The sequence below is a fragment of the Pseudomonas sp. MWU12-2020 genome, from assembly GCF_023100605.1.
GTDB classification, from domain to species: domain Bacteria; phylum Pseudomonadota; class Gammaproteobacteria; order Pseudomonadales; family Pseudomonadaceae; genus Aquipseudomonas; species Aquipseudomonas fluorescens_H.
The window spans coordinates 499,165-525,343 of the sequence record NZ_JALMEX010000005.1 but is presented as its reverse complement, the minus strand read 5'-3'; the positions used below and the strand labels follow the sequence as shown (position 1 = coordinate 525,343).

The window sequence follows — 26,179 nt, the reverse complement described above, 5'->3', positions numbered from 1 at the left end:
ATGGATATCCGTAAAGTTAAGAAACTGATCGAATTGCTGGAAGAGTCCGGCATCGACGAGCTCGAGATCAAGGAAGGCGAAGAGTCCGTACGAATCAGCCGTCACAGCAAGACCCCGGCTCAGCAGTACTACGCTCCGGCGCCGATGCAGGCTCCGGCCGCTGCACCTGCCGCCGCTGCCGCTCCAGTGGCTGCCGCCGCTCCGGCTGCCGCTGCTGCTCCAGCACTGAACGGCACCGTGGCCCGCTCGCCAATGGTAGGCACCTTCTACCGTAAATCTTCGCCAACCTCGCCAGCCTTCGTTGAAGTCGGCCAGACCGTGAAGAAAGGCGACACCCTGTGCATCGTCGAAGCCATGAAGATGATGAACCACATCGAAGCTGAAACCAGCGGTGTGATCGAATCCATCCTCGTCGAAGACGGCCAGCCGGTTGAGTACGACCAACCGCTGTTCACCATCGTTTGAACTGCGGAGAGCCTTTGATGACTGCGAAGTTGGAAAAAGTTCTGATCGCTAACCGCGGTGAGATCGCCCTGCGGATTCTGCGTGCCTGCAAAGAGATGGGCATCAAGACCGTCGCCGTTTACTCCAAGGCCGACAAAGAGCTGATGCACCTGGGTCTGGCAGACGAATCCGTCTGCATCGGCCCGGCTTCTGCCGCTCAGTCCTACCTGCACATCCCGGCCATCATCGCTGCCGCTGAAGTGACTGGCGCTACCGCCATTCACCCAGGCTACGGTTTCCTCGCGGAAAACGCCGATTTCGCCGAGCAGGTCGAGAACTCCGGCTTCGCCTTCATCGGCCCGAAAGCCGACACCATTCGCCTGATGGGCGACAAGGTATCGGCCAAGCACGCGATGATCGAAGCCGGCGTGCCAACCGTTCCAGGTTCCGACGGCCCACTGCCGGAAGACGAAGAAACGGCGCTGCGCATCGGTCGTGAAGTCGGCTACCCGGTGATCATCAAGGCCGCTGGCGGCGGTGGTGGTCGCGGCATGCGCGTGGTGCACAAGGAAGAAGACCTGATCGCCTCGGCGAAACTGACCCGCTCCGAAGCTGGCGCGGCGTTCGGCAACCCGATGGTCTATCTGGAAAAATTCCTGACCAACCCGCGTCACGTCGAAGTTCAGGTGCTGTCCGACGGCCAGGGTCACGCCATCCATCTGGGCGACCGCGATTGCTCGCTGCAACGTCGTCACCAGAAGGTTCTCGAAGAAGCGCCGGCACCGGGCATCGACGAGCAGGCGCGCCAGGAAGTTCTGGCTCGCTGCGTCAAGGCGTGCATCGATATCGGTTACCGTGGCGCCGGCACGTTCGAGTTCCTGTACGAGAACGGTCGTTTCTACTTCATCGAAATGAACACCCGTGTTCAGGTGGAGCACCCGGTTTCGGAAATGGTCACCGGTATCGACATCGTCAAGGAGATGCTCAGCATCGCCGCTGGCAACAAGCTGTCGTTCACGCAGGATGACGTGGTTATCCGCGGTCACTCGCTGGAGTGCCGGATCAACGCTGAAGACCCGAAAACCTTCATGCCGAGCCCGGGCACGGTCAAGCATTTCCACGCCCCAGGCGGCAACGGCGTTCGCGTCGATTCGCACCTGTACAGCGGTTATGCGGTTCCGCCGAACTACGACTCGCTGATCGGCAAGCTGATCACTTACGGCGCCACCCGCGACGAAGCCATGGCGCGCATGCGCAATGCCCTGGACGAAATCGTGGTGGACGGGATCAAGACCAATATCCCGCTGCACCGTGATCTGACCCGCGACGAAGGCTTCTGCAAAGGGGGCGTGAACATTCACTACCTCGAGCACAAGCTGGCTGGCGAGAAGCACTAAGCTTCAGCCCGCACCTGACAAAGCCGCCTTCGGGCGGCTTTGTTGTTTCTACAGATTACATAAACCCCTGTAGGAGTGAGCCTGCTCGCGATGAGGCCGGCACATCCAGCATATGTGTCGACAGCACCATCGCCATCGCGAGCAGGCTCACTCCTACAAGGGAATGGCGTTTCAAGTCTCTCCCACAAACCGCCTGCGCTCGCGTAAACTTGCGCGCTTCTCGCTGGCCGCTAGGCTGCAATCATATTTTTTCAAAGGTGCCCGCCATGCCTTGGCTGCAAGTACGTCTCGCCATCAGCCCGGAACAAGCCGAAACCTACGAAGACGCTTTCCTTGAAGTCGGCGCCGTTTCGGTGACCTTCATGGACGCCGAAGATCAGCCGATCTTCGAGCCGGAACTCAACACCACCCCACTGTGGGCGCACACGCACCTGCTGGCCCTGTTCGAGGGCGGCACCGAGCCTGCGCCGGTGCTCGCGCATCTGGAACTGCTGACCGGCAGCCCGCTGCCCGAGCATCACAGCGAAGTCATCGAAGACCAGGACTGGGAACGCAGCTGGATGGACGGTTTCCAGCCAATGCGTTTCGGTCAGCGCCTGTGGATCGTGCCGAGCTGGCACGCCGCCCCCGAGCCTGAGGCGGTCAACCTGCTGCTGGACCCGGGCCTGGCGTTCGGCACCGGCACCCACCCGACCACCGCACTGTGCCTGGAATGGCTCGACGGCCAGGACCTGAAGGACTGCAACGTGCTGGACTTCGGCTGCGGCTCGGGGATTCTGGCGATTGCCGCCCTGCTGCTCGGCGCGAAAGAAGCGGTCGGCACCGACATCGACGTGCAGGCGCTGGAAGCCTCGCGCGACAACGCCGGGCGCAATAACATCGCCGATGAGCTGTTCCCGCTGTACCTGCCGGAAGATCTGCCGCAAGTCAAAGCCGACGTGCTGGTCGCCAATATTCTGGCCGGCCCGCTGGTTTCCCTGGCGCCGCAGCTGTCCGGCCTGGTGAAAACCGGCGGTCGTCTGGCGCTGTCGGGCATCCTCGCCGAACAAGGTGAAGAAGTCGCCGCCGCTTATGCGCAGGACTTCGATCTCGACCCGATCGCCAATCGCGATGGCTGGGTGCGTATCACCGGCCGCCGGCGCTAGAATGACCGACTGCATAATCCGGATCGCCGCATGACTGACAGCTTCGTCACCCAGTGCCCGCATTGCCAAACCAGCTTCCGCGTCAGCCATGCTCAATTGAGCGTGGCCCGCGGGGTGGTTCGCTGTGGCGCCTGCCTGCAAGTGTTCAATGCCGCCAAACAGCTGCTGGAACAACACGCCGGCAAGGACGCGGTCACCCCGGTGGCGCCGGCAATGGTCGAGCCAGTACCGTCTCAGCCGGTGGTCAGCGAGCCGCCGCCGGTGGTCGAAGCGCCCGTCAACGACGAACCACCCGCGCCGCGCGCCATCAGCCAGAAGCAATGGAGCGCCAACGAGCTGGACCTGGACAGCCTCGATCTGGACGAAGAACTCGCCCGGCTCGAACAACGGGAAATCCAGCCGACCACCGAATTCGGTCGTCAACGCGAAGAGTCTCTGAGCGCCCGCCGCGACAGCCACGAAAGCGATGAAACGGAGTGGCGCGACAGCCTGTTCAGCGCACGCGACGATGAGCGTCTGCCCGAGCCCGAAGCTGCAGCCGAGCCTGAGATCGTCGAAGCCGAACCACTGAAAACCACGCGCACCGAGCCTTCGTTGTCGCTGGAGCCGGTGGATCTGGACGACGAACCGCCGATCCCGCAACTGCGCCTGCACGACCCGATCGACCCGAATGCCCGCCGCGAACGCCTGTCCGCCAACATCGAACCCGACGATGACGACCTGCCATCGGTCGCACCGCTGCGCAAAAAGCGTGAGCGTGCCGAACCCGGCGTGCGCGCTGAAGTGCTGCAGGACCTGACCGACGACCCGCTGCAACTGGACTGGCAGAAACGCCGTTCGCCCTGGGGCCGACGCCTGCTCTGGGGCTTGCTGGTGCTGTTGGCCGCCGCCGGTCTGGCCGGCCAGTACATCGCCTATCATTTTGACGAACTGGCGCGGCAGGATCAGTACCGCCCATGGTTCCAGCAGTTCTGTCCACAGATTGGCTGCACGGTGCCGTCCAAGGTCGACATCGGCAAAATCAAAAGCAGCAATCTGGTGGTGCGCAGCCATCCGGAGTTCAGCGGGGCGCTGGTGGTGGATGCGATCATCTACAACCGCGCGACGTTCTCCCAGCCGTTTCCGCTGCTGGAACTGCGCTTCGCCGACCTTAACGGTCATCTGATCGCCAGTCGTCGCTTCAAACCCGGCGAATACCTCAACGGCGACCTTGAGGGCATGGCGGAAATGCCGCCGCAAACGCCAATCCACATCGCGCTGGATATTCTCGATCCAGGCCCCAAAGCGGTGAATTACAGCCTGAGTTTCCACTCGCCCGAGTGAATCGCTTCATCGCTTCAGGTTTGACGGCAGTTTTCTGACTTCGTCCGCGGCAACCAAACCGCTGGCAATAACAGAATAACTGTTCAGATTTTGTTCAATTCAGCCTTTATCCAGTCATCGAGAGCGGGTATCATGCCAACCCTTTTTCGAACTCTCATGATCCGGCCCCACTTCAGGGAAGTCCTATGTCGGCGGTACGCATCGGCCCATATACATTGCAGAACGGTTTGATTCTCGCCCCGATGGCGGGCGTCACCGACCAGCCCTTTCGTCAGCTGTGCAAGCGTCTGGGCGCAGGGCTTGTAGTCTCGGAAATGGTCACCAGTGACATGAGCCTGTGGAACACCCGCAAGTCGCGCATGCGCATGATCCACGAAGGCGATCCCGAGCCACGCTCGGTGCAGATTGCCGGTGGCGATGCGCAGATGCTGGCGGATGCGGCACGGGCCAACGTCGAACTGGGCGCACAGATTATTGATATCAACATGGGTTGCCCGGCAAAGAAGGTCTGCAACAAGGCCGCCGGCTCCGCGCTATTGAAAGACGAAGCACTGGTTACCGAGATCCTGCAGGCCGTGGTCGCTGCAGTGGATGTGCCGGTGACCCTGAAGATCCGCACCGGATGGGATCGCGACAACAAGAACGGCCTGACCGTGGCGAAGATCGCCGAGCAGGCCGGGATCACCGCGCTGGCAGTGCATGGCCGCACTCGCGCCGATCTGTACACCGGCGAAGCCGAGTACGACACGATTGCCGCGATCAAGCAGGCGGTGTCGATGCCGGTGTTTGCCAATGGCGATATCGATTCGCCGGAAAAGGCCCGTTACGTGCTTGACGCGACCGGTGCCGATGGCCTGCTGATAGGCCGGGCTGCCCAGGGGCGGCCATGGATTTTTCGCGAGATCGAACACTTCCTGCGTACCGGCGAGAAATTGCCGGCGCCGGAGCTGAGCGAAGTGGAACGCATCCTGCTGGAGCATCTGGCCGCACTTCACGCCTTCTATGGGGATGTGATGGGTGTCCGTATTGCCCGCAAGCATGTGGGCTGGTATCTCGCAACCTTGCCGGGCGCCAGGGAGTTTCGCGCCCACTTCAATCGTTTGGATGGTACGGAAACACAATGCGCCAACGTTCGGGAGTTTTTCGCCGAGCGTTACAAGAGCCTGACAGGGGACGAAGAAGGGGTGGCCGCATGACGATGATGACCGAGACTTTAGTGAGTGGAACAGCACCCGTGAGCGACAACGTGAATTTGAAACAGCACCTCAATACCCCGAGCGAAGAAGGTCAGACCCTTCGCGGGAGTGTCGAGAAGGCGCTGCACAATTATTTCGCCCACCTTGAGGGCGCGTCCGTCACGGATGTGTACAACCTGGTGCTCTCCGAAGTCGAGGCTCCCCTGCTCGAAAGCGTGATGAACTACGTCAAGGGCAACCAGACCAAGGCCAGTGAGCTGCTGGGACTCAACCGCGGCACACTGCGCAAGAAACTCAAGCAGTACGATCTGCTGTAAGCATTCAATCAAACCAGAAAGGCGCCCGCGTAAAACCGGTCGCCTTTTTTGCTGACTTCCTTTGCTTTTGATGGAAATTGAGATGACCGACCAGACTACCCGCCTGCCGATCCGCCGCGCCTTGATCAGCGTTTCCGACAAGACCGGGATCCTCGAATTCGCCAAGGAGCTTGAAGCCCTCGGCGTCGAGATCCTCTCCACCGGCGGAACGTTCAAGCTGCTGCGCGACAACGGTGTTGCCGCAGTGGAAGTCGCGGATTACACCGGTTTCGCGGAAATGATGGACGGTCGGGTGAAAACCCTGCACCCGAAAATCCACGGCGGGATCCTCGGTCGTCGCGGTATCGACGACGCGATCATGAACGAGCACGGCATCAAGCCGATCGACCTGGTTGCAGTCAACCTGTACCCGTTCGAAGCCACCATCAACAAGCCAGGCTGCGACCTGCCGACCGCTATCGAGAACATCGACATCGGCGGCCCGACCATGGTCCGTTCGGCAGCGAAAAACCATAAAGACGTGGCGATCGTGGTGAATGCCAGCGATTACACCAACGTTCTGCAAAACCTCAAGGCCGGTGGCCTGACCTACGCTCAGCGCTTCGACCTGATGCTCAAGGCCTTCGAACACACCGCCGCCTACGACGGCATGATCGCCAACTACATGGGCACCGTGAATCAGGCTGCCGACGTGCTGAGCACCGAAGGCCGCAGCGAATTCCCGCGCACCTTCAACAGCCAGTTCATCAAGGCTCAGGAAATGCGCTACGGCGAGAACCCGCACCAGAGCGCGGCGTTCTACGTGGAAGCCAAGCCTGCTGAAGTCGGCATCGCCACCGCGACCCAACTGCAAGGCAAAGAGCTGTCGTACAACAACGTGGCTGACACCGACGCCGCGCTGGAATGCGTGAAGAGCTTCGTCAAGCCGGCCTGCGTGATCGTCAAGCACGCCAACCCGTGCGGCGTGGCCGTGAGCCCGGACGCAGAGGGCGGCATCCGCCAGGCCTACGAACTGGCCTACGCCACCGACACCGAGTCGGCCTTCGGCGGCATCATCGCCTTCAACCGTGAACTGGATGCCGAGACCGCCAAGGCGATCGTCGAGCGTCAGTTCGTGGAAGTGATCATTGCCCCAAGCGTCAGCGCAGAAGCTCGCGCTGTTGTGGCGGCCAAAGCCAACGTGCGCCTGCTGGCCTGCGGCGAGTGGTCGGCGGATCGCGTTCCGGCCTGGGACTACAAGCGCGTCAACGGTGGCCTGCTGGTGCAGAGCCGCGACATCGGCATGATCGGCGCCGACGACTTGAAAGTGGTGACTCAGCGTGCACCGACCGAACAGGAAATCCACGACCTGATCTTTGCCTGGAAAGTGGCCAAGTTCGTCAAATCCAACGCCATCGTCTACGCGAAGAACCGTCAGACCATCGGTGTCGGCGCCGGCCAGATGAGCCGCGTAAACTCCGCACGTATCGCCGCGATCAAGGCTGAACACGCCGGTCTGCAGGTACAGGGCGCGGTGATGGCTTCGGACGCGTTCTTCCCGTTCCGCGACGGCATCGACAACGCAGCCAAGGTCGGCATCACTGCGGTGATCCAGCCAGGCGGCTCGATGCGTGATGCTGAAGTGATTGCTGCCGCTGACGAGGCTGGCATCGCCATGGTGTTCACCGGCATGCGCCACTTCCGTCACTGATTCAACTCGATACAAATGTGGGAGCGGGCTTGCTCGCGAATGCAATCTGTCAGCGACAACTGTTTCGACTGACACACCGCTTTCGCGAGCAAGCCCGCTCCCACATAAAGCGCTCCAGCAGCGCCTGACAGATTTTTGAGGTTTTTGAAATGAATGTTTTGATCATTGGCAGCGGTGGCCGTGAACACGCCCTGGCCTGGAAAGTGGCTCAGGATCCGCGCGTGCAGAAGGTTTTCGTCGCGCCGGGCAACGCCGGTACCGCGATTGAAGCCAAGTGCGAGAACGTCGCCATCGACGTGCTGGCCCTTGAGCAACTGGCCGACTTTGCCGAGAAAAACGTTTCCCTGACCATCGTCGGCCCGGAAGTGCCGCTGGTGGCTGGCGTGGTCGATCTGTTCCGCTCCCGTGGCCTGGACTGCTTCGGTCCGACCGCCGGTGCTGCGCAACTGGAAGGCTCGAAAGCCTTCACCAAGGATTTCCTCGCGCGCCACAAGATCCCGACCGCCGACTACCAGAACTTCACCGAGATCGAGCCGGCCCTGGCTTATCTGCGTGAAAAAGGCGCACCGATCGTGATCAAGGCCGATGGCCTGGCCGCCGGTAAAGGCGTGATCGTTGCCATGACCCTGGCCGAAGCCGAAGACGCCGTGCGTGACATGCTCGCCGGCAACGCCTTCGGCGACGCCGGTTCGCGCGTGGTGATCGAAGAATTCCTCGACGGCGAAGAAGCCTCGTTCATCGTCATGGTCGACGGCAAGAACGTCCTGCCGATGGCCACCAGCCAGGACCACAAACGTGTTGGCGACGGTGACAGCGGCCCGAACACTGGCGGCATGGGTGCCTACTCCCCTGCCCCGGTGGTCACCGCCGACGTGCACCAGCGCGTGATGGACCAGGTGATCTGGCCGACCGTGCGTGGCATGGCAGAAGAAGGCAACGTCTACACCGGTTTCCTGTACGCCGGTCTGATGATCGACAAGGCCGGTAACCCGAAAGTCATCGAATTCAACTGCCGCTTCGGTGACCCGGAGACCCAACCGGTGATGCTGCGTCTGCAGTCGAGCCTGGTGCTGCTGGTCGAAGCCGCTCTGGCGCAAGCGCTGGACAAGGTTGAAGCACAGTGGGATCCACGCCCGAGCGTCGGCATCGTGCTGGCCGCCGGCGGCTACCCGGGCGACTACGCCAAGGGTGCGGCGATCAACGGTCTGGACGCAGCCGCAGGCCTGGAAGGCAAAGTCTTCCACGCCGGGACTGCGCTCAAAGATGGCAACGTGGTGACGGCCGGTGGTCGCGTACTCTGCGCCACCGCCATGGGCGCCAGCGTCAGCGAAGCGCAGCAGCAAGCCTACAAGCTGGCCGCCGCCATCGACTGGGCAGGCTGCTTCTACCGCAAGGACATTGGCTACCGCGCCATTGCCCGTGAACGTGGCGAAACCCAGGAATAAGCTGTCCTTCAAGTCCGGCGCGGGATGCAGTCCCTCGCCGGGCTGTTCCGCCGCCGCGCATCGTTATATTCTGGCATCAACCTACGAAGGGATTTCGCCGTGCGCTGGCTCAGGATTGCCATAAGCTTCACCGTCACGCTGCTGACCTTGCTCTGCATGCTTCCGGCCCAGGCCGCGCAAGGCAGTGGCTGGTCGGTATTGCTTGACGATCAGGGCAATCTGCAACTGAGCGACATCCGCTCGGCTCGCTACACCAATCAATTCAGCCCTATCGAACTTGATCGCCTCACGGCGGCCGAGCCCGATGGCGCACTGTGGCTGCGCTTCAAACTGGCGCCGGGCAAGCACGAGCAAGTGCTGCGAATCTTCGCCCCCGACCTGTCCAACCTCAGCCTTTACGTGCTGGACGGCGACAAGCTGATCGAGCAACGCACCTCCGGCACCCATCAGCCACAGGTCGAACGGCCACTGCCCAGCAGCGATTTCCTGCTGCCGCTGCCGCAAAGCGACAAGTCCCTCGACGTCTATCTGCGGATGGTTTCCGACCATCAGCTACGCCCGCACATCGCCCTGCAATCGGCGGTGCTGAGTGCTGCCAACCAGAACCAGACGCTGATCTTCGGTCTGCTGTTCGGCTGCCTCGGCATGTTGCTGCTGCACAACCTCGTGCGCTACGCCTACTCCCGTTCGCGCAGCAGCCTGTGGCTGGCGGTCTGCGAAGGCCTGCTGGGCCTGAGCCTGTTGCTGTTGCTCAACCTCGCCGGCCCGTGGCTGCCGAACTGGCACGCGATCCAGACCCCGGGCGCGTATCTGGCCCTGCTGCTGACCGCCCCGGCCGGGCTGATGTTCGCCCTGCGTTTCTTCGCCCCGCTCGGCCCGCACCCGCTGAACAAACTGTTGCTGGGCGACATTCTGTTCATCGTGATCTGCAGCCTGCTGCTGTTGTTCGTCAACACCCTGCCGCTGAACATCATCACTTACGCGCTGGTGGCCCTGGCCGGTCTGAGCATGTTGCTGGTCGGCTTCTATCACTGGCAGAAGGGCTACCGTCCGGCGCGGCTGTTCGTTGCCGGGATGGTGGTGTTCAACATCGGCACGCTGATCATTCTGCCGGCGTTGCTGGGGCTGACCCTGGTGTCGCCGCAAGGCCTGATCATGACCCTGATGGCGTTTATCTGCATCAGTGGCCTGCTGATGAGCATCGCCTTGGGTGAACGTCAGCGCAGCATCACCGAAAGCCGTTTCAGCATCAGCCGCGACCTCGCCGCGAGCAACGCCGAGATCAACGCCAAGGCCGAATTCCTCGCCAAGATCAGCCACGAAATTCGCACCCCGATGAATGGCGTACTGGGCATGACCGAGCTGTTGCTGGGCACGCCGCTGTCGGTCAAGCAACGCGACTACGTGCAAACCATCCACAGCGCCGGCAACGAACTGCTGACGCTGATCAACGAGATCCTCGACATCTCCAAGCTCGAATCCGGGCAGATCGAGCTGGACGACGTGCAGTTCGACCTCAACGCGCTGATCGACGATTGCCTGAGCATCTACCGGGCCAAGGCCGAACAGCAGAACGTCGAGCTGATCAGTTTCATCCAGCCGCAGGTGCCGCGGGTGATCAGCGGCGATCCGACCCGCTTGCGCCAGACGTTGCTGAGCCTGCTGGAAAACGCCCTGAAGAAAACCGACGAAGGCGAAGTGCTGATCGTCGTTGCCCTCGACGAGCGCAGTGTCAAACCGCGCCTGCGCATCGCCGTGCAGGACAGCGGCCAGCCGATGGAGCCGGAAGAGCGCGAGGCGCTGCTGCACGCCGAACTGCACAGCAAGCATTTCCTCTCCGCCAACCGTCTGGGCGGCAACCTCGGGCTGGTGATCGCGCGACAGCTGATTCGCCTGATGCACGGCGAGTTCGGCATCAAGAGCGGCGCCAATCAGGGCAGCACGCTGTGGCTGACTCTGCCGCTGGACCCGGATCGCCTCGAACACCCGACCTCCGACCTCGACGGCCCGCTGCAAGGTGCGCGGGTACTGGTGGTGGACGACAACGACACCTGCCGCAAGGTGCTGGTGCAGCAATGCAGTGCCTGGGGCCTGAACGTCAGCGCCGTGCCGTCGGGCAAGGAAGCGCTGGCGCTGCTGCGCACCAAGGCGCACCTGCGTGACTACTTCGATGTGGTGCTGCTGGACCAGAACATGCCCGGCATGACCGGCATGCAACTGGCGGCCAAGATCAAGGAAGACCCGAGCCTCAACCACGACATTCTGTTGATCATGCTCACCGGCATCAGCAATGCGCCGAGCAAGATCATCGCGCGCAACTCGGGGATCAAGCGCATCCTCGCCAAACCGGTGGCCGGCTATACGCTCAAGACCACGCTGGCTGACGAGTTGAACCAGCGCAACAAGGGTCAGGTGGTGTTCCAGCCGCAAGTGGTCACTCCCGCCACAGCAGCCAAGGTGCCGAGCGATTTCCGCATTCTGGTCGCCGAAGACAACACCATTTCCACCAAAGTGATTCGCGGCATGCTCGGCAAACTCAACCTGCAACCGGACACCGCCAGCAACGGCGAAGAAGCCCTGCAAGCGATGAAGGCCCAGCGTTACGACCTGGTGTTGATGGACTGCGAAATGCCGATCCTCGATGGCTTCTCGGCAACCCAGCAACTGCGTGCGTGGGAAGTCAGCAATCAGCGCATCCGCACGCCAATCGTTGCGCTGACCGCGCACATCCTCGCCGAACACAAGGAACGTGCGCGTCAGGCCGGGATGGACGGGCACATGGCCAAACCGGTGGAGCTGTCGCAACTGCGCGAGCTGATCGAACATTGGGTCGCCCAGCGCGATCAGCAGAACCGCACGGCCTCGACCTTCTGAGCAGGCCTGCCCGGTTGCGCCTCAATCGGCTGCGCAAAGCTGCCTGACTGCCCCTTCGTCGGGCAACGTCAACCGCACAACGTTGTCCTTCAACCTGTCCCTGATTTTCAGGGCAACGGCGGCGCGTGCCGGAGCATAGAGGGTCTCAGACAAGTAGGCACCGGCGTAACGCATGCACACGTCGCCGCGCACATCCTCGGCCTGAAACAGCTCGGCCAGGGGGTTGTCGCCAAGCACCCGATCAGTCGCAAGCTCAAGATAGACACTGGTCAAGGAGGTCGGCGTGTTCGCGACGACCACCAGCAGGCGCACAGCCGTGGCGGACGCAAGCCCATCTCCGGACTCGGACGCCAGGATGCTCTTCTGGATGTGCCTGCGCAGCAAACCCATGGCCGGCTCGGTGCCGGACAGGCCTGCCAGACGTCGCAGCGCTACAGATGCAGCGCCACTGTTATCCACAGCGTCGCTGAACATCGCGGTGAGGACCCAATCACCAAGCGACTCGACGTTATCCTTTCCGATGGACCATTGCCGTCGAGCTCTGGAGTGGCGCAGCCAATAGTTATCCAGCAACTGCACATACGCGCCATACCAGTCGATCTCCGCCGTCTTTTCGATTTTTTTATTGGCCGCCAATTGCGCCAGCAACAGGCACTCGATCAAATCGTCATAGGGCGCCAGCTCCTCCGTTACCGGAACCAGCACAACGGCGCCGCCAACAATCAATACTGAATATTCGTCATTCATATCATTGCTCCCGATAACAAAAAAGGCAGCCGAAACCGGCTGCCTTTTTTTGATCAATCAAATTTCAATATCGACAATCTTTTCACTGTGAACGATGAGTTTATTTTTAATAGTTTCACGAACCGAGTCCGCTTTTAATGTGTTTTTGACAAATACCGTTTCGCCTCGATACAGGTTCACATTACGCACATCGACGTCGACGAACAGCACTTTGGTAGAAGTATTCCTGCGCTGGAAACGCACGGTGCCGAGGGCCATGATCGATTCGCCATCGACTTCAACACATGCACCTGCGGAGATTCCGCCAACACCGTGTTGCAGCAGATTGCGCTCATAAGCCGTCAGTGCGGCAGTATCACGCTTCTGCAGGGCAGAGATCGCATCTCCCGCCACCTTGAGCATCAATGCACTGGCCGGGCCTGGCAGCGCAGCGCCGGCAACCACGGAACCGAGGATTTCCAGTACCAGTTTGTCCATACGCACGCTGGTGCCCTCGACATCCAGGTTGCTGTAATACTTTCTGACAGGTGTCCAGCCTGCCTGGGTCATCACCTCGCGAAAGCGCAGATACCACTCTTTACCCTGCTCTTCGGCCGGGTACTGTTTGTTTGCTGCGAGCGTCGCGAAGAGGAAAGCGTTTGCCGCATCACGTTGGTTTTGGAGACTCATCTTGCCCACAAAGCCCATCGTCCCTTCACCTACAACAGCCCCCTTGGACGGTGCTTCTACGTCGTCCCCTATACCCATCAGGGCGTGAGGACGAATAACCAACTGGTCGTCGATCTCACACTCTTCAATCGCTTTAACACAAGAAGCAATATAACTTTCGCGAACAGCTTGATTATGCACAATAAAATCCTTATTAATCATCAGACAAGTTCCTCTTGAACTTGCGACCAAACAATAACCAAACAAACATACAACCACAAACCCGATTCTGTAACATCATATCCAAACAACAAAAACAACTAACAAAAAAGAACAACACAACAATCAAAATAAAGTCCGAAAAAAATGAACTGCCGTGCGCAGCATCTTCTGCGCACACAAGCAACTAAGCGACTGATAGACTCGCTGCCACCTCTCTCCGGATGCGAGCCGCCCTCATGCTCCACGTGTTATTCAGTGTTTACCTGAAGATGCTGGTGCTCTACAGCCCGTTCTTCGTGTTGTCCTGCTTCATCAGCCTGACCCGTGGCTACTCGCGCAAGGAACAGCGGCGCCTGGCCTGGAAAGTGGCGATTGCCACGCTGGTCTCCAGCGTCCTGCTGTATCTGTTCGGACGGGTGATTTTCGACGTGTTCGGGATCACTGCGGACGCGTTCCGCATCGGTGCCGGCAGCGTGCTGTTCATCTCGGCGCTGGGCATGGCTCAGGGCAAACCGGTGGTGCAAAGTGACAACGTGCAGCAGGATGTGACCATCGTCCCGCTGACCATTCCGTTGACGGTCGGCCCGGGCACCATCGGCGCCCTGCTGGTGATGGGCGTCAGCCAGCCGCACTGGGACGACAAACTGACCGCGATCATGAGCATTACCCTGGCCAGCTTCACCGTCGGGGTAGTGCTGTACCTGTCCAATCACATCGAACGCATCCTCGGCGATCAAGGCTTGCAGATCGTCAGCCGCCTGATGGGACTGTTCGTCTGCGCGCTGGCGGCGCAGATCATCTTCACCGGGGTAAAGGGTTACCTGGTTTCCTGAAGATCGGTAAAAAGGCCTGCGCAGTGAGCTGCGCAGGCCTTTTCAGTTACAGCCGTGCGTCACGCCGGCACGGCGTCGAGCAATCGTTCAAGCGTGACACTGCCGTCGGCGTCTGCGCGGTCACGCAACCACTGCACCAGGCTCGACACCGGATAGGAGCGACCGCCCTCGAATCCGAGGAACACCTCGCCACGCATCGCCGGATCACTCGAACACACATCACGCAGGATCAGGCTGTGCTGGCGGTCCGGGTCGACGATGAGCAAATGCTCCCCGACCTGCGACAGTTGCAGTTGCTGCGGCGCATCCAGCTGCCAGATCAACTTGCCGGGAATCGCCGGCACCTCGCCCAGACGGTGGCGGCAATCGACGATCACCGAATCCAGACGCAACCAGCAGGCCTTCGACAGGTGACAGGTCACATCACCCTGCCCCAAGCGCAGAACCAGGCAGCGCACGTCATCGGCAATCAGCGGCAACAGGTCCTCGACCTTGTTCTGCGCCTCGACCACCAGGACCTCGGCGTCACGCTGCACATACTCGAAAGGGCCGATACTCTGGTGGCCAGGGTAGACAACCACCCGTTGCGCCTGGCGCTCGTGCAACAACACATGGCGGTGGCGAGTGCCGAGCAATTCGCAATCCTGTGGCAGATTCTGGTCCGCCACGCGGATCAACCGCGCATTCGCCACGTCGTACCATTGCAGGCTGCCGGAGCCGGATTCCACGGCGATGAACGGCTCATGTTCGGCGGTCTCGAGCAAGCCCTGCAGTGCAGCCAGCCATTGTTCGCCGTGCTCGCGGACCCAGCGCTGTTCGACGCCAATGATTCGCTCCGCTTCCTCAGACCGCAACAGGAGTGACACGCCGTTGACCGCAGTCCCGCGCAGCCCGCCGCCATCACCGGTCACACGGCTGAATCGCCAGTCGTCCCACTCGGCCTGCGGTGCCGGCAGCAGGTCGGCCGACAACAGTTGTGCACCGCTGCCGAAGGCCTGCTCAAGCAGCAGATGGTCAAAGAACACCTGCCTGCAGATCGCGCCGCTGGCAACGTCGAATAGCCACGCTGCCTGATTGTCCGGGGTGATACCGAGCAGGCGCATCTCGCGCTCGTGGCCCGGATCGCACAACAGCAAGCGGTTGTCCACAGTCCAGGCACACAGGCTGCGCTCACCGCCGGCACTGCGCACACCGAGGATGGCAAAACTGTTGATCGGATACTGCGTCGCCAGCGCTTGCAGTGCCTGCCACCACTGCGCCCGATCCCTGAGCCAACGCTCAGTAGTGCCCCCAAGCAACGCTTCACCCTGGGCGCTCAGGTTGAAAAACAGCCCGTCGTCGGTCAGCGCCAGGTACCCACCCTCAACCGCCACTACGTCCTTGAGCCCGGCGGGCTGCACCCACTGATGCGTCCACTGCGCCGGCCAGCGTTCGCTGCCGGCGGACGTGGTCCGTTGCACCCGGCACAACTTCTGCGCCAGCCGGTCGTAAATGCAAAACAGATCGTGTTCATCGCTGAGCGGCAGGAGCACCAGGTCGCCGAGCTGCCTGATCGAATCGGCCCAGCCCCGGGTGTGCGGATACGGGGCATAGGGATGAATGCACAAGCGGTCACGACTGCGGATCCACACCAGGTCACGCTTGTGCGCATCGAACAGCCAGCAGACGGACACGTAATCCGCCGGTTGCCAGTCGACCGTGGTGACCCCGGCACGCTCGGGCACCGGCGATAGCACCCCATACTCGCCAAACACCACCGACCACTGCACGAGGATCGGCTGGGCAAACACCTGGCGACCCAGCTCCCGGTCCAGCTCGTGGAGCACCGCCACCAGCTGCAACCGGCCGTCATGGATCAGGTAGTTGAACTGCGTGACTTTCCCGTCAGCGCCGACCCATTGCTGCTCGACATGGATCACGCCTTGGGCATCGGCATCAATTCGTCGCACGTGACATTCACCGGCCAGCACCAGCAGGCGGTAACGGTATTTGAGCAATCCGCTGACCGCATCGACCTGCCAGATGTCGTAGTTCTGCGCTTCGTAGAAATAGGCAAAATCATTCACCACCACCGCCAGCAACGCTTCATCCGCGGCCAGCACCTCTGCGCTGCGGATGTACAGAAAACGATTTTCTGCAGCGTCGTACCAGGCCGTGGTATAGCGCGGCTGGTCCTCGGGCTCAAACGGAATCGGGAAATGCTGAACCGGCGTGTAGGGCAACCCCAGCCGATGCTCCCGGGCCAGCCCCTGGTAATGCAGAAGCAGCGATTGCTCGTTCTCACCGGAAGGTGCGCTCTGCTCGAGAATATCCAGTCGCCCGCCAGCGCGATTGACCTTGAACCGTTGGCGCCCTGTCAGCTGAAGCATGACCTCGTGGCGCCCCCTGCCGGTGAACGTCACCTTGACGCCGCCGACAGAAAGCCCCCCACCGACTTCGACCTGCACATCCGCCTCGGTCGCCCAGGTTGCCACCAGGCTCCACTGGCACAGCTGCAGGCTGGGCGCCTGCAACTCGATACTGACGCCGCGATTGAAGATCAGCGAGCACGCAGCGCCTGCTCCTTCAATCCGGTAAGTCAGGAGATCGTGCCAGGCTGTCGGGACCATCGGCACTGCCAGCGCACGCTCGCGGGCGTCCAGTTGCACCTCGATCACCGTTGGCCGATACGACGGTGCCAGGCGATTCACGATGTAGTGGGTGGGAAAGGAGTAGAACGAAAAGAGGAATTTCCACTGGCCGTCCTTATCCTTTTTTTCCAGCCTGCGAGCGGTATCGAAGCCCGTGTCGTGGCGCAGACTCGAGAACGGCAAGGCCTTGTATTCGTAGCCGTAGAACTTGATCGGCGTACACGGCAGGACGACCAGTTGCCCACCCGGCAGCTCGACATTGAGGTGACCGGGAAGCCCCAGTTCGCGGCGCAGATCGAGCGCCTGTTGCTCATCCGGATTGAAATCCGGCACCCCGAAATGGTCGCGCAACCGATACACCTTCGGGCTGCCGAGCAGCAGGCTGGCGCGGCTGAAATCGAGGCGTTGCACGATCAGCGCAGGGTGCACGACCCAGCCCCCCTGCGCAGCATCATGGCGATATCCAACACCGCGATAGGCCCGCTCCAGATCGTCGAAAAACAGCCCGACGTCCTGCGCCTGTTGCGCAATTCTGGCAAAGCCCTGGGCCAGGGCCGCGACGCCCACGGCCAGTCCACCGAGAATCACCCCGGCGCCGCCGAGCACGGCAGCGGCCGTCGCCGCACCCGCAGTGGCCGCACCCAGACCACCAGCGGTCAATGCCAGACTGGCGGAGTCGAATGCCAGTTGCGTGCCAAACTGCGCCCGCTCGAGCTCGTTGTCCGCCGCCGCCAATTGATAGATGTCGAAGCCGACATTCGCCAGCCCCAGCACCGCTCCCACCCCTTCGTTGGCGACATGCCCCAGCGCCTCGCCAACCACCGGTGCGCAGGTGCGGGCAATGACCTTCTCCTCCTTGAGCGCGGTTCTGACCAGAGCGATCAGAGCCGCGACATCCGCGACATTGCCGTGCGCCAACTGCGCGTAATTGACGTACGCGTGCAGCCGCACGGCAGTGGTCAATGTGCGGCCGTCGCCCTCGCGACCGCGCAAGGCGTTCATCAATGCCTGGATCGTGAACCCACTATTGAGGGTGTGCACGGCGCCGGCCTCGATCAACTCCGGCGCGGGCCGGGTGCCGAGGGTCACGAACTGCTCGGACAGATAACGCCTGATCCGCAGCAGACGATGATCGGTGCTGACCACCTGCACCACCTGCTCGCTCTGCACCGGGTCGATCAGGTTGATCCGGTATTTGCCATCCGCAGTTATCTCAAGGGTTTCGAACAGCGGCACCAGCGGTTTTGCCAAGCTGTGCAGCGCCTGCAAGGCGTCGGTCGTGTGGGCGATCTGCTGTCCCCACCAATGACTGTCCAGATCGCGCAGACTGCGCCCCAGAGGCGGATTGCTGACCAGCGACTGGCCGCGCGCACTGTTCAGGCGCTGGCGAATCCGTCCACCTGAATGCTCCGGCAGCACACTGTCGGACGCCAGCAATTGCCCGACGCGAAAGCCAGCGGACAGCTGCAGAGCCGAGATCTTTTGCCCGTGCAACTCGATCAGATCAAACGTCGGGCGCGCCTCGTCACCATAGGCCGCATAGTATTTCGCCAGGCCTTGCTTCAGAAACAGGTCGGTCAGCGCCCGCCGGAACAAGGCCGGATCACTGAACTCGAACACGCCGAAGTTGGGATCGTAGAAGTGATAAGTGATGCGTTCGCCGTCGAAGGTTTTCGCCAGCAGCATGGCGTGATTGTCCGAGTTGAGCATCAGCGTGCGCGAGCTGCCGTAGGCTTCAAGGGTGCTGCCGAGCTGCTGCAGATCGACACGCCCCAGGGGCTGGCCGATGTCGTGCAATTGCACGCTTTGCAACTCCTCGAGCGCCTCCAGGAACACCTTCGAATCGCTCTGGTGCGGCTCGACAGTCGCCAGGAAAAAACGCTCGCGCAAGCGCCGCGATGCGGCAACACCGTGCTCCAGCGCAGCACTCATGATCAGCGCAAGCGGGTAACAGCGGCCACCGGGATCACCCGGGCCCTTGAGCAACAGATCCTGAGGCACCAGCTTGATGTCGCTGGCCTCGATTTGCCCCAGCACCTGCCCCAATCGCAGGATCACCTGCTCACGATGCTCGCGAGTGGCCACTTCCTGGATATGCCCGACATGCCGCCCCCACTGCAACAGCGTGTGAGCCTGCGACAGCGCCGCGCGCTTCAGCGTCAGCGCGCTATCCGACGACAGCATCGGCTGATCGACATGACTGGCCAGACCGGCCATGAACGCCGTCGCCCGCTGTTGATAAAGATGACGCTCGATGGCCGCATAGCGCACCGACGCCCCCACTTCGGCAACACGGTTGGCCAGGTTGTCGAGTTCGGCAGCGACCGCCATGAAGCTTTGATTGTCCAGTGAGCCCGCGCCCAACAGTTGCCCCAACAGCACCCGCTGCAAGGCACTGACCTGGAAAAACTGCAGCGAGCCTTCGGCGATACTGCTCAGCAATTCATCCAGCGCCAGCCCCTGAACCCGCTCGTCGCTCAGCGCCACCGGCGCTTGCAGCATTGCAGGCTGCGCCTTGATGGCCTGGCGGTCGGCGAAATCGAGCCCCGGGCCCGCAGGAAAATCCAGCGCGCCATTATGGCCTCGGCGCATTGCGGCCACGAACGGTTCGCCGAGCCTGTCGATCATCCGTTGCAGAACATCCGTCAACAACACCGGTCGGCCTTCGATGACCGGCCATCCCTCTTCAAACAGCACGGTCTGCTGTTTCAGCAGGGCCGCCACATCACCGTTGTAGCGCGCGCTGTATTGCCCTTGCCGCCAGCGTTGCTGCTCGTCGACAACCCATTGTTCATCGTCGTTGGCGTTGTCTTTCCAGGAGTGATCCTGTTCTTCCTCGGTCTTGTCGTTGATTATCCAGAGCGGCTCGATGGCCGCCTCCAGGCGCAGGGTTTCCGCTTCTCGCGGGACAAAGTGCTGCCGTTCGTAATCGGCCATGCCATCGCGCATCGCCGCCGGTCCGGTCAGATAAATCGTCCCCTCGCTCTGCGGGCGGATGCCGTCACTGAAGTAGCCCGCGATGGCCAGCATCAGAAAGCTGGCCGCCACGTCTTCGGTCATCGACAGTTCGGCCAGAGGGCCGAAGGCCTGCTCGAGCACTTCGCGCGCCAGCCCGGTCATGCCGTCAAAATCGCTCAAGGCGACGCCGCGCTTGGCAGCAAGGCGGGCCGTTTCGTCGATCGACTCATAGTTGAACCGAAACCGCTCGATCACACTGCTAAGCATCGGCGCTTGCGCATGGGCCGTCAGGAATGAGTTGCTCAACGTGTTCTGTACGGCAACGGCTCGCAAGGCCTGTGGCCGCGCCAGCAGCTGCGCCGGGGCCTGGAACACTTCGTTCAGCGCGGGCTGTTGCCGGGCAAAGGCCTCAAGCGCGGGGCGATGCTCGGCGGGTATGCGGTCCAGGTAGTCGGTGTAGGTGTTACGCCGGGTCTGCCGTCCAGGCATCCAGTGCGGGTTGTGATCAAGCAACAGTTGCAGGACGCCCAGACGCGCATCGCCGCCGAACCCACTGATGTCGACGCCCCCCAGGCGCCGGGCCAGCGGCGGCAGATTGTCGACATCGGCATAGGCGCCGCCCTCGTTATACAAGGCCTCGACCCGCACCACATCAGAGGCGGCGGCCAGATTGCCGCGCAACCGGGTCTCGCGCTCGTAGATCGTCTGCAATTGCAGTGGCGTGTCGAGGTCATGCAGGTCGCGCAACTGCAGATCGCCGCCCGCGAGATCCAGCAGACTGCGACGGTTTTGTTCGATCCGCGTCTCCAGATCTGCGGCGTCCTGGCCGTAGGCCCGGGCCAACAGGTCGACCCGCGCTTCATCCGCTGACAGCCCCTGCTCCAGCGCGGCCTGGATGTGCATGAACATCTGTTGCTTGAGAACGATCACGCGTTCTTCGTACAACGTGCCCAGAGCCGCTGCGGAAATGCTGTGATTGCCACCCTGTTGCATGGCGTCAGCCTTGGCGGCCTCAACGATCAATCTGTCGGTTTGCCAGGCCAGCAACGCGTCACTGTCGTACCACAGATGCAGGCGATAGCCCTGCCCGCTCAAGACCTGTTTCCATACGTTGAGATAATCCCGCTGTATCGGGCCCAGCCCCCCGCCGAGCCAGACAAAGTGCAGATTTTTCGGTACCTCAGTGGCCACGCTCCTGGCATAGGACTTGCTGTTTTTCAGGCGGGTTTCGAAGGCCTCGATGCGGCTGTAGATCCGCGATAAGTCTTGGGGCCGTGCTGGCGCGTCGTCGGCATCGCGGCGCACGCGCGACAGCCCGAGCAACTGCCCCAGCGATTGTTTGAGCAATGCCAGGGGTTCGATCAATCGGGGCGAATCGAGCAGACCAATGCATGCAAAGTAATAACGCCAGACTGACTGCCAGGCATCACTGTCGCGGTGCGCCAACAGGGCCTGTTCCAGATCCGCCTGTTTGAACAGGTTGATGAAATTCACATAACCACTGGCGTCTTGAAGTCTCTGATCCTGCATGAAAGTTTCTCCTTTGCCCTGAGCCGACATGTGTGCCTGCTGGCACTTTCCATGGCCGCCAAACTAACCACTGGCGAATAAGGGCTCAAACTGCAAAACATTCAATACATGTCAAAACAGACAACTAAAAAACAACTGGCAACACCTGTAACAGCAACAAGTTATTGCTGGTAACCCCGTTATGAATCAACGCAACTTACCAAGTCCCGTCATTACCTCGGTTTGAACTTTGGTACAGGTCTTAGAGGATTCAGGATAAGTCGGACAGAATGTAAGTAACAGGAAAGCTCTCACGCAGACGCGGAGCAAATCGTACAAGTCAGGTTGAAAAGTCAGACGCGGAGCATTTCGCAGAATCCACGCGGGACATCGGCTATGGCGAGGGAGCACGCTCCCTCGCCAGCACTCACGACTGCGGCTTTTCGCCGTACCAACGCGGCGTGTAGACCCACTCGCCACCGTCCGCTTTGGCAAAGGTGCAAGTGGTCGAGGAACCGATCAACACCATGGTGCGCATGTCCACCTGATCGGGGGTCAGTTGCCCCAGCGTGGTCACGCGCAGGGTTTGCCCCGGCCGGCCAATGTCGCGCCCCAACACCACTGGCGTCGCCGCGCTGCGATGCTGCGCGACGATTTCCAGGGCCCGGCCCAGTTGCCACGGACGCGCCCGGGAGATCGGGTTGTAGAAGGCCAGGGCCAGATCGGCTGCGGACGCCAGATCCAGACGCTTCTCGATGATCGACCACGGCTTGAGGTTGTCCGACAGCGACATCACGCAGAAGTCATGCCCCAGCGGCGCACCCGCTTGCGCAGCCGTGGCGAGCGAGGCGGATACCCCCGGCAGGATTTCCAGTTCGACGCTGTGCCAGGCCGGATCGCTCGACTCGTGCAACGCTTCAAGCACCGCTGCGGCCATGGCGAACACGCCGGGGTCGCCGGACGAGACGACGATCACCGAACGGCCCTCGGCTGCCAGCCGGAAGGCGTGGCGGGCGCGCTGCATTTCTTCGCGGTTGTCGGTGCAATGCTGCACCTGATCGTCGCGAAACGGGCCGGCCATGCGCACATAGGTTTCGTAACCGAGCACATCGGTGGCCCGCGCCAGTTCCGCCTTGACCGCAGGCACCATCAATTCGGCAGCGCCGGGGCCGAGGCCGATCACCGCCAGGCGCCCACGCTGACGACCGATCTGCGCGACCTCCAGCGGCTGCTCGGCGAGGGCAATCGCCAGACCGTTGGCACTGCTGATCGTGGCCCGTGGCAGTGCCTGACGAGCGAGCTCGCCGAGGTCTTTTTGCGCCGCGACAAAGCGCAGCGGCACACCCAGTTCGAGGGCCGCTTCACGCAGTCTGGCCGAGGCCATTTCAGTGTCAGCCGCCAGCAGACAGGCCAGCGACTGCTGCGCAACCCCGGCCTGCTGCAACGCGGCACGCACGGCATTCGGCAGATCATCTAGCTGCGCGCTCACGGCCACCGCCACGCTGCGCGGATAGATCAGCAACTCGTTGGCGCTGGCGACACGCTCGGCACTGCCGACATGAATCGAGCGCTGCGCCTGCGGGTCTTGCGGCAACTGCGCCTGATCCAGCCACGGCGCGGCGCCTTCGATGCGCACGCTGTGCCCGGCCAGCAGATCGGAAACGAAACGCTTGCCCAGCTCCAGATCCGCCAGCGCATACCCGCTGGGTGGGTTGAGCAGGCAAGTGCCAAAACGCAATTCGCCACTGGTGGTGATCGCCGCTGCGACCTGCAATGCGGCGCCGATTTCCCGGGCCATGACATTCACCCCGCCGAGGCCGCCGAGCAGCGGCACCACGGCGCTGCCGTCTTCGGCAACGGCGAGTACTGCCGGTTCAGCGCCCTTCTCCAGCAGCAACGGCGCCAGGGTGCGAATGACAATGCCGGCAGCGCACAAGGCAATGATCGGCGCGTCCTGCTGGTACAGTTCACGCAGGGTCGCACCGAATTCCTGATAGCTGCAGTCGGCACCTTCGACGCGTCCGGCGAGGCCGTGGATCTGCGCCGTCGGATACAACTGCTGGATCCGTCGCGCGGTGGCGAGTGCGCCCTGTCCAAGGATGACAATGGCCGGTGTGGATGGCGTCATCAACCTTGCCACCGTTCGCCCGGGACGATGATCAGCGAGAAGTACGGCGAGGACATCGGCTCGACCTGATCCAGCGGCACGATCTTCTGATTGGCCATGGTCGCGCGTTCGACGTACAGCGCCCGCTCGGCCAGACCGAGTTCTTCGAGTACCGCACGAACTTTGGGAAAGTTGCGCCCCAGCTTCATGATCACCGCCGCATCGGCGTCGGCCAGACGTCGCTTCAGATCCTCATGCGGCAACACGCCGGAGAGCACCGACAGGCTCTGGTTGCGATACACCAGCGGCGCGCCGAGCACCGAGGCGCCGCCGAGCATCGAGCACACGCCCGGCACCACTTCGGCTTCGTAGCGCGTAGACAACCGATCATGCAGATACATGTAGGAACCGTAGAAGAACGGGTCGCCTTCACAGATCACCGCGACGTCGCGCCCGGCGTCCAGATGCGCCGCGACTTCTTCGGCGGCGTCATCGTAGAAGTCGCTGATGACTTGTTCATAAGACAGCGGCGCCGGCAGCACTTCGGTGGTCACCGGGTACACCAGCGGCAGCAGATTCTGCGCGTCCTGCAGGTGCGCTTCGATGATGCCGAACGCATTGCCCTTCTTGCCCTTGGCGACGAAGTACGCCACCACCGGCGATTCGCGCAGCAGGCGCAGGGCTTTGACGGTAATCAGTTCCGGATCACCGGGGCCCACGCCGAGGCCGATCAGACGTCCCTTGGCCTGCATCATTCGATCTCCGTGGCGAGGGCGTTCACCGCTGCGGCGGCCATGGCGCTGCCGCCGAGCCGGCCCTGCATGATCACGAACGGTACGCCACGACTGTCCGCCGCCAGGGCCGCTTTCGATTCGGCGGCGCCGACGAAGCCCACCGGGAAACCAAGGATCAGTGCCGGTTTCGGTGCGCCGGCATCGAGCATTTCCAGCAGATAGAACAGTGCTGTCGGCGCGTTGCCGATCACCACCACGCTGCCTTCCAGGTGCGGACGCCACAGCTCCAGCGCCGCCGCCGAACGGGTGTTGCCCAACTCGCGGGCCAGCTCCGGCACGCTGTCGTCGCGCAGGGTGCAGATCACTGGGTTGTTCGCCGGCAAACGCGCACGGGTCACGCCTTCGGACACCATCCGCGCATCACAGAGAATCGGCGCACCGGCCGCCAGCGCATCGCGTCCGGCCTTGCCGGCGCCCTCGGAGAACTGCAGACCATCGACCGCCTCGACCATGCCGCAGGCGTGGATCACCCGCACCGCGAGTTTTTCCAGATCGGCCGGGATGCGCGCCAGATTGGCCTCGCTGCGAATGATCGCGAAGGAGTTGCGATAGATCTCCTGACCGTCGCGGATGTAATCAAGCATCAAGGGGGCTCCGTGAGCGGGCGTCGAGCAGAATCGCGGCCGCTTCAATAGTAAGGTTGCGTGCGTGCAGCGTGCCGAAACCCGGCAGCGTTGCATCGCGAAAATAGAGGTCATAGTGACCGGGGCTGACCGCCAGCAAAGTCGCCGGTGTGCGATGGGCCGCCGCGCAAGAGCGCGGGCAACCGGACAGGTGCACGCTCTGCGCCTGTGGCAATAGCGTCGCCAGCCGCCGGGCGTCGTGTTTGGTATCGGCCAGGCCTTTGCCGCAGCCGCTGGAGCCGGTGCAGGCGATCAGCCGGGACAACGGATCGCCGGCCTCCGTCAGCCAGTGCAATTGCGCCAGGTGTTGCAGGACTTGCGCAGCGTCGGTGGACTTCACGTTCGGCAACAGCAGACTTTGCCAAGGGGTGAAACGCAGGCTGCCATCACCGAACTCACGGGCCAATCGGGCCGCACCACGCAGCATGGCCGGATCGAGACGGCCGAGCGCCGGCACCGCGCCGATATACACCCGGTCGTCAGCGTTTTGCGCGTGCACACCGATGTGCAGCGCATCCGCCAGCGGCGTGCGCTGTCGGGCAATGGCGGCTTTGATCGCCACGCGTTCGCGCAACTGTTCGAGAAAGGCCAGCGTCGGCCATTCATCGAGCAAGTGGCGCATGCGCGTCTGCTCCGGCCGAGCCAGTTCAAGGAACAATTCCAGCACCGCGACCACCAGCGCATGGCCGTTTTCCACGGTCACGGCGCCGACCGCACGATCCGTCGGGCAGCCAGCCAGACCGAACGCCAGGAGCATTTCACCGTCACGTTCGAACGCCGACAGCCACAGATCATGCGGATGTTCGAGCATCGCCAATGCCTCTCCGCCGTCCAGTTGCACGGCAAACTTGGCGCTCAACTCGTGAAAACGGGGATGCGTTTGCAGGGTCGCCAGAATCTGCTCCGCCAGTGGCCGAGTGTCGAATTGCAGTTGCCGATCGATGCCGGCACTCGGGCTGAGCATCAGGTTGCGCACATCGTCGCCCGCAGCGGTTTGCGGCCCCAGGCCGGCGGTCAGCAAGCTTTCGATCAATGCCGCGGACTGCTTACCAATGCCGCGAATCTGCAGATTGGCGCGGTTGGTCGCTTCGATCGCGCCACTGGCGAAACGCTCGGCGGCATCGGCCACCGCGTCAGCCTGATCGGCACTGATCGAGCCGCCATTGAGCTTGATCCGGCAGATGCCGCCGTCCAGCGCCTGGACAATACGCAGCAACCCCGGGCAAGCCGAGGGGCGTAAAGCGGTGGACATAGGGCGTTCGTTCAAGGGATGACCG

At 62.1% G+C, this 26,179-nt stretch carries 17 protein-coding genes; 10 read left to right on the top strand and 7 right to left on the bottom strand.

What is annotated here, in order from left to right:
• From accB to M0814_RS15140, 9 genes are all read left to right on the top strand, one after another.
• Positions 1 to 465 (top strand): acetyl-CoA carboxylase biotin carboxyl carrier protein, encoded by a 465-nt coding sequence (accB, locus tag M0814_RS15180; protein ID WP_024164417.1) that lies wholly within the window; start codon positions 1 to 3, stop codon positions 463 to 465.
• 17 nt (positions 466 to 482) lie between these two features.
• The gene (accC, locus tag M0814_RS15175; protein WP_045122275.1) at positions 483 to 1,841 is read left to right on the top strand and encodes an acetyl-CoA carboxylase biotin carboxylase subunit; all 1,359 of its coding nucleotides are present in this window, start codon (positions 483 to 485) and stop codon (positions 1,839 to 1,841) included.
• 266 nt (positions 1,842 to 2,107) lie between these two features.
• The gene (prmA, locus tag M0814_RS15170; RefSeq protein ID WP_103485976.1) at positions 2,108 to 2,986 is read left to right on the top strand and encodes a 50S ribosomal protein L11 methyltransferase; all 879 of its coding nucleotides are present in this window, start codon (positions 2,108 to 2,110) and stop codon (positions 2,984 to 2,986) included.
• Positions 2,987 to 3,016: 30 nt separating this feature from the next.
• Positions 3,017 to 4,309, top strand: a complete 1,293-nt coding sequence (locus M0814_RS15165; protein ID WP_103485975.1) for a DUF3426 domain-containing protein — start codon at positions 3,017 to 3,019, stop codon at positions 4,307 to 4,309.
• A gap of 185 nt (positions 4,310 to 4,494) precedes the next feature.
• Positions 4,495 to 5,505, top strand: coding sequence for a tRNA dihydrouridine synthase DusB (dusB, locus tag M0814_RS15160; RefSeq protein ID WP_003221277.1), 1,011 nt, complete (start codon positions 4,495 to 4,497; stop codon positions 5,503 to 5,505).
• Positions 5,502 to 5,822, top strand: coding sequence for a DNA-binding transcriptional regulator Fis (gene fis / locus M0814_RS15155; RefSeq protein ID WP_003221275.1), 321 nt, complete (start codon positions 5,502 to 5,504; stop codon positions 5,820 to 5,822). Before dusB ends, fis begins: the two co-directional genes overlap by 4 nt.
• Positions 5,823 to 5,904: 82 nt before the next feature.
• Complete coding sequence (purH, locus tag M0814_RS15150) at positions 5,905 to 7,512, top strand: bifunctional phosphoribosylaminoimidazolecarboxamide formyltransferase/IMP cyclohydrolase (protein WP_103485974.1); 1,608 nt, start codon at positions 5,905 to 5,907, stop codon at positions 7,510 to 7,512.
• A 149-nt stretch (positions 7,513 to 7,661) separates the two neighbouring features.
• Entirely contained in the window at positions 7,662 to 8,957 is a 1,296-nt protein-coding gene (gene purD / locus M0814_RS15145) for a phosphoribosylamine--glycine ligase (RefSeq protein ID WP_103485973.1), read from the top strand.
• 99 nt (positions 8,958 to 9,056) lie between these two features.
• Positions 9,057 to 11,831, top strand: coding sequence for a hybrid sensor histidine kinase/response regulator (locus tag M0814_RS15140; RefSeq protein WP_045122274.1), 2,775 nt, complete (start codon positions 9,057 to 9,059; stop codon positions 11,829 to 11,831).
• Between the two features lie 21 nt (positions 11,832 to 11,852).
• On the opposite strand, the gene M0814_RS15135 is transcribed toward M0814_RS15140, so the two are convergent.
• A complete protein-coding gene (locus tag M0814_RS15135; RefSeq protein ID WP_103485988.1) occupies positions 11,853 to 12,578 on the bottom strand; it encodes a hypothetical protein in 726 nt (241 codons plus the stop codon).
• Positions 12,579 to 12,635: 57 nt separating this feature from the next.
• Positions 12,636 to 13,427: a hypothetical protein gene (locus tag M0814_RS15130; protein ID WP_103485987.1), complete on the bottom strand. Its 792-nt coding sequence runs from the start codon at positions 13,425 to 13,427 to the stop codon at positions 12,636 to 12,638.
• Between the two features lie 257 nt (positions 13,428 to 13,684).
• Between M0814_RS15130 and M0814_RS15125 the strand changes: the two genes are divergently transcribed.
• Complete coding sequence (locus M0814_RS15125; RefSeq protein ID WP_003221263.1) at positions 13,685 to 14,281, top strand: MarC family protein; 597 nt, start codon at positions 13,685 to 13,687, stop codon at positions 14,279 to 14,281.
• 59 nt (positions 14,282 to 14,340) lie between these two features.
• Here the strand turns inward: M0814_RS15125 and M0814_RS15120 are convergent, their stop codons facing one another.
• The 5 genes from M0814_RS15120 to cobG form a co-directional block, all read right to left on the bottom strand.
• Positions 14,341 to 21,399, bottom strand: a complete 7,059-nt coding sequence (locus tag M0814_RS15120; protein ID WP_103485972.1) for a TcdA/TcdB pore-forming domain-containing protein — start codon at positions 21,397 to 21,399, stop codon at positions 14,341 to 14,343.
• Positions 21,400 to 21,805: 406 nt separating this feature from the next.
• A complete protein-coding gene (gene cobJ, locus M0814_RS15115; protein WP_103485971.1) occupies positions 21,806 to 23,506 on the bottom strand; it encodes a precorrin-3B C(17)-methyltransferase in 1,701 nt (566 codons plus the stop codon).
• The gene (locus tag M0814_RS15110) at positions 23,506 to 24,237 is read right to left on the bottom strand and encodes a precorrin-2 C(20)-methyltransferase (RefSeq protein WP_097089950.1); all 732 of its coding nucleotides are present in this window, start codon (positions 24,235 to 24,237) and stop codon (positions 23,506 to 23,508) included. Before M0814_RS15110 ends, cobJ begins: the two co-directional genes overlap by 1 nt.
• Positions 24,237 to 24,863, bottom strand: coding sequence for a precorrin-8X methylmutase (locus tag M0814_RS15105; RefSeq protein ID WP_003221256.1), 627 nt, complete (start codon positions 24,861 to 24,863; stop codon positions 24,237 to 24,239). The genes M0814_RS15110 and M0814_RS15105 overlap by 1 nt, the downstream gene beginning before the upstream one ends.
• The gene (gene cobG, locus M0814_RS15100) at positions 24,856 to 26,154 is read right to left on the bottom strand and encodes a precorrin-3B synthase (RefSeq protein ID WP_177434715.1); all 1,299 of its coding nucleotides are present in this window, start codon (positions 26,152 to 26,154) and stop codon (positions 24,856 to 24,858) included. Before cobG ends, M0814_RS15105 begins: the two co-directional genes overlap by 8 nt.
• Between the last annotated feature and the right edge of the window lie 25 nt (positions 26,155 to 26,179).